The sequence below is a fragment of the Umezakia ovalisporum Ak1311 genome (genome assembly GCF_029891685.1).
Lineage (GTDB): Bacteria > Cyanobacteriota > Cyanobacteriia > Cyanobacteriales > Nostocaceae > Umezakia > Umezakia ovalisporum.
Genome location: NZ_JANQDJ010000054.1, coordinates 39,005 through 53,644, shown reverse-complemented (window position 1 = coordinate 53,644; position 14,640 = coordinate 39,005). Strand labels below are relative to the sequence as shown.

The window sequence follows — 14,640 nt, the reverse complement described above, 5'->3', positions numbered from 1 at the left end:
TTTTAGTGTCACCATGGCACTAAAAAAATTGCAGTGATTTCATGACTTGTGTGTACACCCTAGCCCCAACATAAGGGCTAAATCAGGGCTATTTTTCTACTGCTTGTTCCAGGGCTAATTGAGATGATTCAGAAGGCTGGGGATATCGTACATAGGTACTGCCAGAGTTGGAGACTCCATTAGCGACAACGCCAATCAGGTTTAACTTACTCAACATAGCTGTAGCTTGAGCCAATTGGCTGCGAGTGATTTTACTCATACTTGCGGCGAGGACTACACTACGACAAGATGAAGCTGTGAGCATAGCATCCACTAGACCGATAACAGGCGAAGCATCTATGAGTACCAAATCATAATTGTCCTCAAATACTTTCATCAATTGCTTCATGCGTGGTGAACTCAAAAGATTTGCCGGATCAATGGGTGTAGGTCCTGCTGTCAAAATATCGATGTAGGCTGAACCTAAAGTTTGAACACCAATTTGGTTGGGGAGAGTGATATCATTAGCCAAAAGAGTAGATAGACCTTGATCATTGGGAAGATTGAGTTGCTCGTGTAGGCTAGGTGCCCGTAAGTTAGCATCAATTAGTAGTACCCGTTTGTGTAAACGAGCTGCACTCATAGCCAAACCCAATGCCAAAGCTGACTTACTGTCATCTGGTAAAGCTGAGGTAATCATCAAAGATTTCAAGTTGGTAACGGAATTTAAAAGTTCAATATTTTTGAAAATTAAATCCAACGATTCCCAACGCGGTGGGGACTGTAACACCTGAATTGTCCAAGGGGCAAGAACTTCTGGTTTACCAAAAGGCAACTTGATGATTGATTCTCTGTGTTTAGTGGTGGGCAATTTGGGAGTAGTTCCCAACAACGGTAAAGAAACCTGCTTTTCCAATTCAGCAGTGGTATAAACAGCATCATCAGAAGCTTCTCTAATAAAAGCCGCAACACCTCCTAACATCAAGCCAACTACTGCACCCAACAAAAGATTCTGCTGGAGATTGGGGCCCAAGTACTGACCTAATTGCGGTTCTTCTACAACTTCCCAATTAAAACCTCCTTTGGCTAGTTCCTGGCGTAATTTCTGTTCTGCTCGCAATAGCTCCTCTAACCTTTCACGGCTAAATTGTAGCTGTGGCATGATGCGATTATAGTAAGCCAGCAAAGGAGGAAAACGTTTGATTTCAGCACGTAATTGATTTTCTTTCTCAGCCAAAGTTTGGTCGCGGGCGCTTAAAGCAACTATAATTGTTTGGGTTTCCACGAGCTGAGTGGCTAGATTAAGGTCAATTTCACCGAATTGTCCTTGTTCCAAAAGAGGTTCTTGGGAGGAAAATACACTGTTCGACTGTACACCTAAAGTTCTACCAACCTCTTGCTGTAATAATTTCTTTTGGCTTTCCAGTTGTTCTTGGAGTTGTTGCACGTTAGGAGTTTCATCGGTAAAGCGCAAACGTTCTTGGGCCAGTGCTAATTCGGTTTTTTGAATTTCGTTGAGTAAGCCTTGGTAGCGAGTAGATTGACTCAGACGAGAAGTAACCAAAGCATTTTGTGGAGAACGATTAAGTTGTTCTTGCAAAAATTTTTGCCGTGCTAAAGCTTCTTGATACTGAGAACGGGTAGCACGACGGTCTTGTTCAATAGTGTTTAAAGAGTCTTCTAGGGCTTTAGCTTGTGACTCAGGATCGATTAAATTTTGGTTTCTGCGAAATCTTTGTAAGTTAGTCTCTGAGGCGTTGACTTCTTCGCTAGCCTTACTTAACTGTTCCCTGACAACTTGTAAACCTTTTTGTAAGCGGGAATTCTGCTGCTGTTGGTTGTATTCCAAATAAACTTGCCCAATGGTTTCCAAAACCTTTTGTGTCTTTTGTGGATCTTGGGCAGTGTAGTCTACTTGGAAAATTTTTGTTGCCAAATCATCTTCTTTAGTTCTGAGTTGATTTAGCAGTAAAGATTTTTTAATTTCGTTGACAGTCAGATTGGGATAATCAGATTGAAGTTTGTCAACTGCCTGTTCAATGAGGCCTGAGCTTTGCATTAGATTTAGCTGGGTTGCTGTATCTATCTGAATATTGGGCTCGATCAAAAATTGATTATCTGCCCCAATTCCTTCTTGCCTACCTTGATAGTTAGGTTCTACAAGCAGCTGCATTGAGCTTTTGTAAGTAGGTTTTGTTTTAGAAGTCACCAGAGCTGCTATTGCGATTGAACTAATAAATACTGCTAAAAACCAAGGAAATCTGCGAATAAATATTTTAAACAACTGTCCGTAGCTTGGTTCTGTAGGAGAGTTATTAACATGATTTATACCGGGACTAAGACTAGCTTGATTCATTTTTATGATCCTTATCTACGATACGCTACGCGTAGCTTACTTCCCCGAAGGGTAGATTTCATACTAAGAGGGTGTTTTGGCTTAAGGCTAGGCTCTGAGCGCAGTTATACTTATGGTTGACCTAAGATAGCCATAGCCTTTAGGTAATTCTAATTGGTAATTAAGAAAATTCATCTCCATATTGTTTTCCTGATTGATGGGTGTAGCCTTATTTTTGATAATTGGTATGACGAACCTCAAAAATGATTAACTAACACTACAAGTTTGTTCAATCAGTCGCTCAACTTTGCTAAAAAAGACGGGTTGCGAGAAATTTTTCACTGCATGATTACGAATATCCTCATAATTCCAAGTGATTCCCCCGGACTCCATCAATGCCAATTGTATGGATTCGGGTGTTTGTCTCTTAAAAAATACCCCAGTTTTTCCGTGTATCTGTGTATCTAATACTCCACCTGCTCCGTAGGCAATCACTGGTGTACCACTAGCATTTGCTTCAACTGGAACTAATCCATAGTCTTCCAAAGCGGCAACTATCACAGACTTAGCTTTAGAAAATAACTCTTTACGTTCCGCATCACTGACATGTCCTAAAAACTTAATATTATTTAAGGCTTTAGCTTTTAAACGTTCTTGTTCTGGTCCATCACCTGTGATCAATAATTGCCAACCCAGCCAGTTAAAGGCTTCGATGATTATATCTAGACGCTTGTAGCTGATCATTCGCGCGGAGGCTAGATAATATTCATCTTTTATATCTGAAAATAGAAAATTATTTGTATCAATTGGATAGTTAATGACAATTGCTTGTTTATTGTAAGTTTTTTGAATACGACGGGCAACTACACTAGAGTTAGCAATGTAAAGGTCAGGTTCCTGAGCATATTTTAGGTCTACATTTCTCATCAACTGAAAAATTTGCTCAATTAACGGCGCAAAATACTGATAATCCCCATACTCCCTTAAATATGTTTCTGTATCCCACAAGAAACGAGTAACATTATGACAAAAACAAATATGTTTTGCATCTGGACGTTTACGTACAGCTTTGGCAAAACTAGTACTACTACTAATAATCAAATCATAATCTTGTAGATCCAAAGCCCGAAATGCAGGAAAATACAAAGGAGCCATCAATCTAAAATACTTGACTGCACCGGGAATTTTTTGCAAAAAAGTAGTTTTGACTATACGCTCACCCATGTCAATAGTTTTTTGTGGATTGTACAAAGAAGTAAAAACATCGGCTTGGGGGTAACGTTTACAAAGTAGTTCGAATACGCGCTCTGCTCCACCGCGCTGGGTTAAGTAATCGTGAACTAGAGCAATTTTCATAGTTTTATCTAAATTTATTCGTCGTCTTGTGGGAAACCTTTTCAGCAAGTTGCTTTTCACAACATTAGTCTTCAGGTTAATAAAAGTCTATTCTCATGTCTTTCACCTCTACCTAAAAAGCCAGTCAATGTCAAAAAAATAACTAAAGTTTTACCTAATTGATATTATATTTGATCACTTAATTACAGCGTTGAGCTTTTATATTTTTTGCGCCAATAACATGAATTTTTATTGTGTCAAAATGTTAGTATTTGTTAAGAATTAGCTGCTCTAACAACATATCAAAGTTACTAATACCACAATCATGACTACAACCTTTTATTTTTACAGTTTGGTTAGCTTATAGTTGTAGTCACAAGGGTGAGGATAGTCAGGAGGCAACTAAACCTTTATCGGTGGAATATTCCCCCAAACCACTAATCAGTAAGCTTGAGGGGATTATGGACTTAATTGATTTTATCCAACGGTAGCTAAAACTTTTTCTGCTGGAAAATAAGCATTTTGTTCAGCGCGCAGTTGGTCGCAAAGTCTGCTTTCGGGTAACTCAACATCATCGTAAGTGATCACTTGATCTTGGGGAATATCTCGTTTGAGACGACATCCCTCAGCTAAACCAATTGGTAATAGTTTCTGCTGTTGAACCATGGCAGAATTTTCACATTGCCCGTAGGTCATATAGTAGCCAATACCATCTAGGGTTTCACCAGCTTTGAGATTGATTTTGGCAGTGGTGATGACATCTACTACTGGGCCTGCTAGTGGAGATAAAACTGGATCTTGAAATAGAACAGCACGGGCTACAGATAGTGGTACTTCAAAATGACAGAGGTGATAAGGAGTGTAAAAGCTATATAGAGGGCCTTCACCTAACTTGTACAAATCCAGATAGTGGCGTTGTTTGGGGTCTTCGTGAGTGGCAAATACAAACACACCAGGGCTGGGTTTTGCCCCAACTACATAATCAACGATACCACCCAGTTGCTTTAGTTGATCAACGTCGTACATTTTGGTCATTTCATCCACATGACCACTGAAGTTGTAGCCTAGCATTCCCCTTTGGGCAACTTTCATACCTGTGGCGTTAGCAACTATTGCTTGCTCGAAGGAAATTTTGGTTCCATCAGCAAAGCTAGTGACCATGTGGGCTTTTTGTCCCCAACGTCTGGCAAATCCTTCTTGGGTGGTGGGATTGCGATAGGGGTCTTGAAGTCCTTTAATATTACCGCACAACAACGGAGTCAGACCAATACTTTTGACAAATCGGTAGAGATTCATTTCTACCCCTGGCTGATCACCATCACAGGCGGTGAGAATTACTCCAGCTTTGTCGGCGTACACTTTGAGGATGGGGCCTACAGTAGCATCGAGTTCGGCATTCATCATAATTACGTGTTTGCCATGGGCGATGGCTTCCATGACGATATGAGCGCCAAATTCCACTGCACCAGTGACTTCGATGATGGCATCAATTCCCTCGGCTTGGCAGAGTAATTGGGCATCTTCGCTGACTGCATATTTATCCTTAGCGATCGCCTCTTCTAATTCAGATACATTTGTAACAACTTGAAAATTTTCTAGTCCTGCTTCTGTATAAGCTCGTTTAGCTGCATCAATCTGACGGCTAAAAATTGCCACTAACTCCATTCCTGGAACTGAATTGATAATTTGATTGGCAATTCCCCGACCCATAAAACCAGCACCAATCATCCCCACTTTTACGGGATTACCCGCTGCAGCCCGGGCTTGTAAGGCACGATCAATAATAATCATTAGTTAAACTCCTTTGTCACTTATTTGCTCAAACTAAGTTTTAAAACAATCATCGTTTATCTAGAATCTGTACTACCTACAGGGATCATTTCCAGTAAAGTCCAATTTAAGTCTTTGTGGGAAATTTCTGTTGTTTCCAAAGGCCATTCAATATTAAAAAATGGGTCATTATAGCGTAATCCCCGCTCATAACCTGGTGTATAAAACTCACCCACTTGATAGACGACTTCTGTCTCATCTGTCAGAGTTTGATAACCATGAGCAAACATTTCTGGTACATACAGAGCCCGGTGATTTTGTGCAGTTAATTCCACACCAATATGTGATAAAAAAGTCGGTGATTCAGGACGCATATCAATAATTACGTCGTAGATAGCACCTTGAGTACAACGTACTAATTTTGTTTCTGCGGCTGGGGAAATTTGATAGTGCATCCCCCGCACTGTACCCTTCTTATGGTTAAAAGATATATTACATTGGGCAACTGTGGGCTTTAAACCGTGTGAGATAAATTCTTGGGCACAGAAACCACGGGCAAAAAATCCGCGATGGTCAGGTTTTTTCTCTACGTCAACAACGAATGCGTCTTTGAGTGCTGTTTTGGTAAATATCATTGCTAATTACGGTAGAAATTTTAATTGGGTGTGTTGGAGATTTAACTATTAGATGAAGCACTATTTAACCCTGGAATAGTAAAAGTATTATCCCAATATTGTCGGCAAAGCTCAGGTCTTTTTGGAGGGTTAGCAGTGTAAACAAAAAACAATGTGGATCTGTCTTCTGTCCGAATTGTTCCATGATGTAAAATAGCTCTGGTATCGGCAATAATCACTGTACCTGCCGAACCTATACAGGATTTCCAAGCAGATTTGGGAACAATTTTTGTTAGTTGTTCATCATTGATGCCCAAATAACCAGATTCTCGTAGCTTACGGTTAACATGATAGCTATTAAAATTAGCCAAAGAAGTTAAAGAAAGTGGCACATATTCAAAAGGTCCATGCTTTTCTTCAACATCACGCAAATAAATAATAACCTTAATTATCCGCCGATCTTCTGAATCTTTGTGCCATAGCATTGTTCCAAAATGATATTGATTGCAAAAATCATTACGTAAATGAACACCATGGAAAATAATGGGAAGTCCAATGTAGTTCTCAATAATATTCAATAGTCTTTTATTCGTTCCCCATGTATAAAAATCAGGTAAATGCGTAACTGTATAAATTTGAGGTAATTTTTGATGTGAATGGACATCATTTACCTGTTTCATTTCACCTAATAGACGTTGAGCTGCTTGCAATAATTTTTCAGTATGGGGTAATCCTAAATCTGTCAGTGTTGTGATATAAACACCCTCTTTCTTCAAAATATCAACAATTAGCCCATCGCCCACTGATAATTGGGGCAGCTTTTTGGAATGTTTTAGCAATGAAGTTTGATAACTACATTCAGATTGAAAAGTTAATACTTTTTTTTTAATTTTATTAAGCATGGCTGACATTTCTAAATTTTATTAATGTAATTAATTCTTCTCAACTTTAGAGAATTGTTGTAAACGTTGAGCAAATATCCAACTTTCAACTTATTAACTAGGGCAGTTTCAAAAGCACAGACAGATACAACAACTAAAAAGGAAACTAAAATTTTCAACGAAGATACAGGCCATCTCCGTAATCCACCCAAAAATACTTTTAGATTTACTTCCTTGAAGTTTTGTAATATGCTTTGACGGGAAAATTCTTTAGAATATCCATTTTCTGCTAATTTGACAATAACTTCAGGTATATGTTTGTACTGCATTAGCAGCGCAGAGTCAACTTCTTTTTGCCAATAACTCACACCGATGATACATTCTATATAGGTATCCTTAGTGACGATAACTTGACCATTAGCAGCACAATAACCAGCTAAATAGGCTAAACATAACCAATTATTCTGAGCATCAGGCCAAATTACTAAAGCGCGTTTGATTAAGTCAGTGCGATATATTGAGGCAGTTAAGAAACTAACTGCACCGATGCTTTTACCAAAGCAATGTTCAAATATGGCCTTTCCGTCTCCATTACCATCTTCAGTATCAGCATCAAACCAACGATTACCAAGTATTGTCGGCGGATGAACTGGTTCATTGGTTAGCTCATTTCGACCAGAAAAATTAAGAAATAATAATGATAGTCCGTCGTAATTTTTAAGTTTATTGACGACATAAGCAACGGATCTTTCGTCGATTTTATCATCATCTCCAATAGTCCAAACGTATTGTGTATCAGCGGAAGTTAGGCAACGAATGATATTTTTAATTAATCCAATATTTTCAGAATTTCTTTGAGATTTGAATGTAATATCTTTGAGTTGGTGTTGCCATTTATTGATCACTGCTTGAGTATGGTCATTGGAACAATTATCAGAAACTAAAATTTCACATTCAGATTCCCAACCTCTAATAGACTGGGCTAGCCATGCTAACTGTTTATCAAGTGACTCTGCACGATTATAAGTGGGAATGGCAATTGTGAGTAATTTAGACATGGTGAACTTGAGTTAAATTGTATAGAAACCGCCAGAGCATATAGTGTGCAATTGAGAAGTAAAATAAAGAAATTGTTTTACTTCTCACATTGAACTCAACTTAAACTTCCAGTAAATAAATTTCCCTTTCCTGAAAATTTGCCCGTTGCATAAACTGCTGAATTTGACTGAGAGTTTTTTGTTGCATATTACAGCCTTGTTGCCAGGCTTTGGTCCAATCCACAATCCAAGCTAAAGCTGTTGGTAAATCCAATTGTGGTTGCCAATTAATATAAGTGCGGGCTTTGGAACAATCCAGGGTTAAAAAATTAGCCTCATGGGGTTGAACCTTACCATCCTGAATCCAATGAGCATCTTCCCCCCACAACTGTTGAAGCTGTTCTACTAACCAAGCTACAGTTTTCACTCCTGACTCGTTGGGGCCAAAATTCCAGCCTCCACAATAAAGTGAACCCTGAGTGAATAGTTTTTCAGCAAGCATTAAGTAACCATTGAGAGGTTCCAGAACATGTTGCCAAGGTCGTACTGCGTGGGGATTTCTAATCACAACTTCCTTCCCTCCAAGCCAAGCATTGAGAATATCAGGAACTAGTCGGTCCTTAGCCCAATCTCCGCCGCCAATGACATTTCCGGCTCGAACGCTGGCTATAGCTACTTGATGTTCCTCGTAATCAGTAGGATTAAAAAATGATTGACGATAGGCTGTAGTAACTAATTCAGCACATCCTTTGCTACTGCTGTAAGGGTCATATCCACCCATAGGATCAGTTTCCCGGTAACCCCAAACCCACTCGCGATTTTCATAGCATTTATCAGAGGTAACCGATACCACTGCTCGGACGCTAGGCACATTCCTTACTGCTTCTAATAAATTGACTGTTCCCATAACATTAACGGCGTAGGTATGTACTGGGTTACAGTAAGATTCCCGCACCAAGGCCTGAGCTGCCATATGGATCACAATATCTGGCTGGTAGGATTGCATCACTTGCTGGAGAAAATTTAAATCTCTGATATCTCCTAGCACCGACGTCATTCCATCACCGACATTAGCTAACTCAAACAGATTTAAAGTTGTAGCAGGGGGTAAAGCGTAACCACACACCTCAGCCCCTAATATTTGTAACCATAGAGATAGCCAACTACCCTTAAAGCCCGTATGTCCAGTGAGAAAAACTTTTTTTCCAGCCCAAAAGTTTGATTTCACGAAATAATATCTCCTAGTGCAGCACGAAGTAAATCAAACACCTATTCAGCCAATTAGGAATTACCAGACTTTCCAAGGAGCATTACCACTTTTCCATAGCTCTTCTAGGTAGTTTTTATCCCGTAAAGTATCCATCGGCTGCCAAAAACCATTATGTTTAAAAGCACATAGCTGATTCATCCCAGCCAGTTTTTCTAATGGTTCTTGCTCCCAAACTGTAGAGTCATCAGCAATGAAGTCAATTACTTCCGGTTCTAAAACAAAGTAACCGCCATTCACCCATGCACCATCACCTTCAGGTTTTTCTCGGAAGCTAGTAATTTTAGTTTGCTCCTGTCCTAAAGAAATGGCTCCGAAGCGTCCTGCGGGTTGAACTGCGCTCAGTGTCCCTAGGGTTTTTTGTTCTTGATGAAACTGAATTAATTCTGTAATATTGATGTTACTTACACCATCGCCATAGGTGAAGCAAAATGTACTATTACCAATATGCTCACTGACACGTTTTAAGCGTCCACCTGTCATTGTATAATCCCCCGTATTAACTAAGGTGACACGCCAAGGTTCAGCATAACCAGAATGCACATTCATTTGGTTAAATCGCATATCAAAGGTTACATCTGACATGTGTAAAAAGTAATTAGCAAAATACTCTTTAATGATGTAACCTTTATATCCACAACAAATAATAAAGTCATTAATGCCGTGGGTGGAGTAAGTCTTCATGATATGCCAAAGAATTGGCTTACCACCAATTTCCACCATTGGCTTAGGTCTGATACTAGTTTCTTCACTGAGGCGTGTACCAAGTCCTCCAGCCAGAATTACCGCTTTCATACAATTACCTTTTTGGAAATTTACAGGTATTGATTTTAAAGTTTTAGATGAAGAGGATGCACGTGTGTGGGAAAAAATTGCCTGGATAATTTTTTTCTTTCCGTACATAATATAACTATTATTTTGCGGAAGTTGATAAAGAGGATGTAAATGATTTTCTTTTATATATAAAATGTATATGAATATATATAATGATAATTGCATAATTTAAATATATAGAAATAAGAAAACATGATAAGACTAGTTTCATGCTAACCTTATCATGTTCATGTTTATCTCACTAAAGATAAAAGTTATTGAGGCAAAACTAGCACTTTATTTTACTAGTTTTTAAATTAATTGTTACCAGTATATTTCCACATACCAGGACTTTGTAATAGAGCAGTACACTCGCTTTCTATGATGTCACAAATACTGCTCAGTGCTTGTTGGTAGCTTTCTGTATCCTCTTGTTCTAAGGAAAGTTTGGCCGCTGTTTGTAAGTCTTCAATAGCCTGGAAATGATTTGGATCAAAGTCTTGACCAATATGTTGTGTTAGTTCATAACGAACTATCCCTCGCTTAAGATAGACTTTTGCCAATTTGCTATTTATTTTTAGTGCTTGGTTAAAGTCAGCGAGTGCCTGTTGATATTCTGGAATAAAGGTACTGCTAAATTGTGCTAGTTTATGGCGGACGTCACCGCGCTGAAAATAAGCTTCTGCTTTGGATGCATTGAGTCGAATTGCTTCGGTAAAATCAAGAATTGATTGTTGATAATCTTGGATAGATTCACTACTATATCTAGCCATTTTAGCGCGGACAATACCTCTTCTAATATAAGCTTCACTTTCTTTATTATTGAGGAAAAGAGCTTGATTGAAATCAGCGATGGCCAGATTATACTCTCGGTCAGGGTCATTGCTATATTCAGCCAGCACATAACGGACATTGCCTCGGTTGACATAAGCTTTGACTTCTTGAGGGTTAATCTGCAAAGCCTGGTTATAATCTGCTAGAGCGCCTTCATAATCTTTCAAGTTGTAGCGGGCATTGCCTCGGTTAATATAAGTTTTGGTATTTGTGGGTTGTTGTTTGATGGCTTGGCTAAATTTTTCTACTGCTTGCTGATAATTTCTGTTTTGGTAGGCAATGTGGCCTTTTTGATTGTAATCTGCAAAAGTTATGGTTTCTTTTTCTGCTTTGCTTGGAGCCATCAATGTTTGTTGAGTGTAGGCATTTTGAGAAACAAAGGGACGAGTCAATTTAATCGCTACATCCAAATATCCCAACAAACCAAAACCCAGCAAACACAAAATAACAGGATAAAACTTAATCTTCTTTTGATGTTGATAAGGATAATAGCTAGGGGTAGCTGCTGTCCGCCAATAATTTACTTGGTATTGGGGCCTGGGTGGTTGCGGAAAACGAGGCTGCTGGGGGTAATGCCTTTTTGGTACAACTCGCGGGGGCAAATGTTCGCGGTTTTCTATTGCTCTGGGTGATGGAAATGGATCACGTCCACCCAAGAGCAAAGTACGTTCACACCAAGGACAACTATCTAAATGGTTGTTATGGCGATGCTGGGGGTTAGCAGTACAAGTAATCAAACTATCTTCGGCTTCGGCTAAAGCTGATAGCCAAGTTTGGGCGCTAGGGCGATGCTGTGGATCATTGTGACCATCCTCAAAGCAACGTAAAAACAATTCTTGCAACTTGGGATGAAGCACTTGCCAAGCAGGGGCGATGGGGGTAGGGCGATAAGGTACTCGGCGCTTTTGACTGTAGGTGAAATGTCCCGCAGCAATGCGGGCTTCGTAAAATGGTGGCTCAGAAACACCTTGAAAAATTCCCGAAAAGGGGTGAGTACCTTCCATTAAGAGTTGAAAAATCAAGACTGCTAATCCGAATAAGTCATGGGGAATTTTGCGATCATGTTCAGCAAAAATTTTATTTTGTAGTTCTGGTGGAGTAAACTCTGGTTTACCTACTGAACACCGATAAACAATTTTCTCATCGGGGTCGTACACTTGGAAAGAATCAGTATCTACCAAGGTCACCAGTGCTGTGTCGCTGACGAGAATATTGGACTCGTTCACATCACCAACGCAATATCCACTGTTGTGCAAAGCAGCAAAAGCCGCGGCTAAATTGCGAGCCGTGCGTAAGAGATACTGATAATTGAATAACGGACAGTGTTCGCGACGGGTTTTGGGATTGTAAAAGTCAATAATCGGCCGCATCCCCCGAATCCGGGGCATCAAAAAGCCGATAATGGCATTACCTTGATCTGTGGCTCGTAATAAATCCTGTGGCCAGGCGATGGAAATATGTCCTAAGCTAGCCGTGGGGTTTTCTGGCGGGTTGGCAAGCATCGCTTGGAGTTTGTGGGCCTGAGCAAGTGTTGGCTTATGATAAACCTTGGCTACTAAATCACTGCACGACGGCACCGCATAGATACAAGCTTCACCGCCACGCCCCAAACTAAGGCTGAGGTTGATGATTTCTGGTTTGGGAAGACAACGTAAGACTTGCATGATAAAATTACGGTGAATTGGGTTATCTAAAATACTGATATCGCAAAGTTACCACAATATTCTTGAGAAAAAAAGTATGAGAGGTCATCCAGATTTCAAGTACTTTCTCCACTCAGGTCGGCACTCGGAAACCCAGCTAAAATCAGGGTTAAATCATCATCAGTACGTTGTGTAATTCGCTCAGAACCTAAAAACCTTACTAACTGTTCTTTTGCTAATGTTTTATCTTCGGCATTCTCTACAAAGTCGAATAAGGGAAAAAAGAATGGTTTGTGAGGTTCACCAATAACCATGTTTAAAGCCAGCATTTGTAGTCCATCAGTGAGGACACCGATGTTAACTATGGTTTCACGCCATAATTTCATTTGCGCCCTATCTAAGGCATTAGGCGAAGTTAAAAAAGTCGTCTCGTTGATGTATTCCCCATTGTCAGGTGTTGTCAGTGCCAGTAAGTTGCCCATATGATCCTTAGCTACAGCTAAACCATCACCAATTTGTACAACTGCTGCCATATCTGGTGTAGTAATCACAATGATTAAGGTAGTTGCTAAATCTTGAGGTTGTTTATTACAAGCTACTGCTTCATCCTCCACCGCTTTTTTAGCAGCGACTAAGGACTGATTCAATAGTGATTCTACAATGGCATCATCTGCAAGGCAGTCTCTAGTTATGTCGCTGTGAGAAAGGGTTTCTATTGCTGTTTCTACAGCTACCATTGCTCCCATTTTTCCTTGGCTGGCAGAACCTGCACCATCAGCCGCCGCAATCAGCAAAACATTATCTGGTAATAACTGCCAGTGATGAGCATCTTGACATAGCTGTTTGTTTCTCAGGTGGCTTGTGCCACATACAGATGCGGCCACTACTCGCCAATGAAATATCTGTTTTGATTTTGTGTTCATGAATTTTTCTAGGCAGCTAGCTGTGTGAGTGTAAGCCGCGCGACACACTATTAAATAGTGCCCCAACCAATGGGCGGTAGTGCTACCTGTTCGTCTACCTGGGAATGGGAAACTGCTGACATACTAGCTGATAACCAAACAAACATCTCAATAAAGTTAAGTCCTTTAAGTTTAAGCGGAGTCCGGACAGCTAATTGACTTAAACGCGTCATGTTGGCGTTTTCCACACCTACTGTGAAGAATGCAACTCGTTTATTAGCTTCATCTCCTTGCAGGCGTTGGGCCGCTTGCTCTATGAGCTGGTCTAATTCACCCTGTGGTTCTCCATCTGTAATCATGAATACCCAAGGGCGATAGTAAGCGATGCCATTAGCTCGGTATAAAAATTTCCGTTCTTGCACCATGTCTAATGCTTTATGAATTGCCGCTCCCATGGTCGTTAAGCCTTGGGCTGTCAAAATAGGCGGGTTAAATTGATCCGCTGTTACGAATTCTTGGACTATGTTCACATGACTGTCAAAAGTGATGATGGCAACTTCAACTCTTCTCGCTGCCAAGGGATTTTTCATTAATTCATCCTTCAAACTCAATAGTCCCTTGTTTAAGGCTTCTATTGGATCTCCTTGCATTGATCCAGATGTGTCCAGCAATAGCACACAAGGACAACGTGGTTCAGGATTCTCAGCAAATTCAACTATTTCATCCAGCTTTAAAGTATCATGCATAACTGTTTTTTTTATGGTGTTTTCCAATGCTTTATTTTCCTTTTTTCAAATTATATAGTTTGGTTTCCGGAGTCAATAAGACTAAACATAAATGTTTAGAGCTAGTTAGTGCAATCTTTATGAAACAAATTGTTTTTTAAAATTATCGATTGATACTATTTGTGTATCCTAAGTTGCGACGTGTAAGCATAGATATGCTTAATTAGCCTGCTAACACGATTTTTTTCTCAGCCTATAGCCTATACAATTGTTTCCTCTGTGCCAATTAAGCATCGTTCCGCACATGAAATTACTCTACATATTTATTTAAGACAATCTTCATGTAGAAGCTTGTTTTTTTATATGAGTGAAATTAACATCACCACCATAAATTTTGGCTGGTGTCAGCACAGAAGTTTGCAACTCAAATTATCACAAATAATTTTTGAGTATTAAATATTACATTTAAAGTATATATTTAGATTTTTACATATATTATGAAGCA

11 protein-coding genes are annotated in these 14,640 nt (G+C 39.6%); all 11 read right to left on the bottom strand.

The genetic code is table 11. The features are described 5' to 3' along the window. Positions 1–88: 88 nt before the first annotated feature. Complete coding sequence (locus NWP25_RS10545) at positions 89–2,335, bottom strand: GumC family protein (protein WP_280656993.1); 2,247 nt, start codon at positions 2,333–2,335, stop codon at positions 89–91. 246 nt (positions 2,336–2,581) lie between these two features. After that, positions 2,582–3,670: a glycosyltransferase gene (locus tag NWP25_RS10540; RefSeq protein ID WP_280650314.1), complete on the bottom strand. Its 1,089-nt coding sequence runs from the start codon at positions 3,668–3,670 to the stop codon at positions 2,582–2,584. 456 nt (positions 3,671–4,126) lie between these two features. After that, on the bottom strand, positions 4,127–5,440 hold the full coding sequence (locus NWP25_RS10535) for an NAD(P)H-dependent oxidoreductase (protein WP_280650313.1): 1,314 nt from the start codon (positions 5,438–5,440) through the stop codon (positions 4,127–4,129). Positions 5,441–5,496: 56 nt separating this feature from the next. Beyond that, positions 5,497–6,054, bottom strand: a complete 558-nt coding sequence (rfbC, locus tag NWP25_RS10530) for a dTDP-4-dehydrorhamnose 3,5-epimerase (protein WP_280650312.1) — start codon at positions 6,052–6,054, stop codon at positions 5,497–5,499. A gap of 41 nt (positions 6,055–6,095) precedes the next feature. Next, positions 6,096–6,935 carry a phytanoyl-CoA dioxygenase family protein gene (locus NWP25_RS10525; protein WP_280699330.1) on the bottom strand — a complete coding sequence of 280 codons (840 nt, stop codon included), beginning with the start codon at positions 6,933–6,935 and terminating at the stop codon, positions 6,096–6,098. A gap of 11 nt (positions 6,936–6,946) precedes the next feature. Further along, positions 6,947–7,972, bottom strand: a complete 1,026-nt coding sequence (locus NWP25_RS10520; protein WP_280656994.1) for a glycosyltransferase family 2 protein — start codon at positions 7,970–7,972, stop codon at positions 6,947–6,949. Between the two features lie 100 nt (positions 7,973–8,072). Further along, positions 8,073–9,179 carry a CDP-glucose 4,6-dehydratase gene (gene rfbG / locus NWP25_RS10515; RefSeq protein WP_280650309.1) on the bottom strand — a complete coding sequence of 369 codons (1,107 nt, stop codon included), beginning with the start codon at positions 9,177–9,179 and terminating at the stop codon, positions 8,073–8,075. Between the two features lie 60 nt (positions 9,180–9,239). Next, positions 9,240–10,013 (bottom strand): glucose-1-phosphate cytidylyltransferase, encoded by a 774-nt coding sequence (gene rfbF / locus NWP25_RS10510; RefSeq protein ID WP_280650308.1) that lies wholly within the window; start codon positions 10,011–10,013, stop codon positions 9,240–9,242. Between the two features lie 335 nt (positions 10,014–10,348). Next, on the bottom strand, positions 10,349–12,529 hold the full coding sequence (locus tag NWP25_RS10505; RefSeq protein ID WP_280699328.1) for a tetratricopeptide repeat protein: 2,181 nt from the start codon (positions 12,527–12,529) through the stop codon (positions 10,349–10,351). Between the two features lie 95 nt (positions 12,530–12,624). Beyond that, positions 12,625–13,431: a PP2C family serine/threonine-protein phosphatase gene (locus tag NWP25_RS10500; RefSeq protein ID WP_280650306.1), complete on the bottom strand. Its 807-nt coding sequence runs from the start codon at positions 13,429–13,431 to the stop codon at positions 12,625–12,627. A 50-nt stretch (positions 13,432–13,481) separates the two neighbouring features. Next, positions 13,482–14,156 (bottom strand): vWA domain-containing protein, encoded by a 675-nt coding sequence (locus NWP25_RS10495; RefSeq protein ID WP_280650305.1) that lies wholly within the window; start codon positions 14,154–14,156, stop codon positions 13,482–13,484. Positions 14,157–14,640: the final 484 nt, after the last annotated feature.

Coding starts and splice junctions, on each gene's coding strand:
- NWP25_RS10545 (WP_280656993.1), bottom strand. CDS start 2,335: ATGAATCAAGCTAGTCTTAGTCCCGGTATAAATCATGTTAATAACTCT.
- NWP25_RS10540 (WP_280650314.1), bottom strand. CDS start 3,670: ATGAAAATTGCTCTAGTTCACGATTACTTAACCCAGCGCGGTGGAGCA.
- NWP25_RS10535 (WP_280650313.1), bottom strand. CDS start 5,440: ATGATTATTATTGATCGTGCCTTACAAGCCCGGGCTGCAGCGGGTAAT.
- rfbC (WP_280650312.1), bottom strand. CDS start 6,054: ATGATATTTACCAAAACAGCACTCAAAGACGCATTCGTTGTTGACGTA.
- NWP25_RS10525 (WP_280699330.1), bottom strand. CDS start 6,935: ATGCTTAATAAAATTAAAAAAAAAGTATTAACTTTTCAATCTGAATGT.
- NWP25_RS10520 (WP_280656994.1), bottom strand. CDS start 7,972: ATGTCTAAATTACTCACAATTGCCATTCCCACTTATAATCGTGCAGAG.
- rfbF (WP_280650308.1), bottom strand. CDS start 10,013: ATGAAAGCGGTAATTCTGGCTGGAGGACTTGGTACACGCCTCAGTGAA.
- NWP25_RS10505 (WP_280699328.1), bottom strand. CDS start 12,529: ATGCAAGTCTTACGTTGTCTTCCCAAACCAGAAATCATCAACCTCAGC.
- NWP25_RS10500 (WP_280650306.1), bottom strand. CDS start 13,431: ATGAACACAAAATCAAAACAGATATTTCATTGGCGAGTAGTGGCCGCA.
- NWP25_RS10495 (WP_280650305.1), bottom strand. CDS start 14,156: ATGCATGATACTTTAAAGCTGGATGAAATAGTTGAATTTGCTGAGAAT.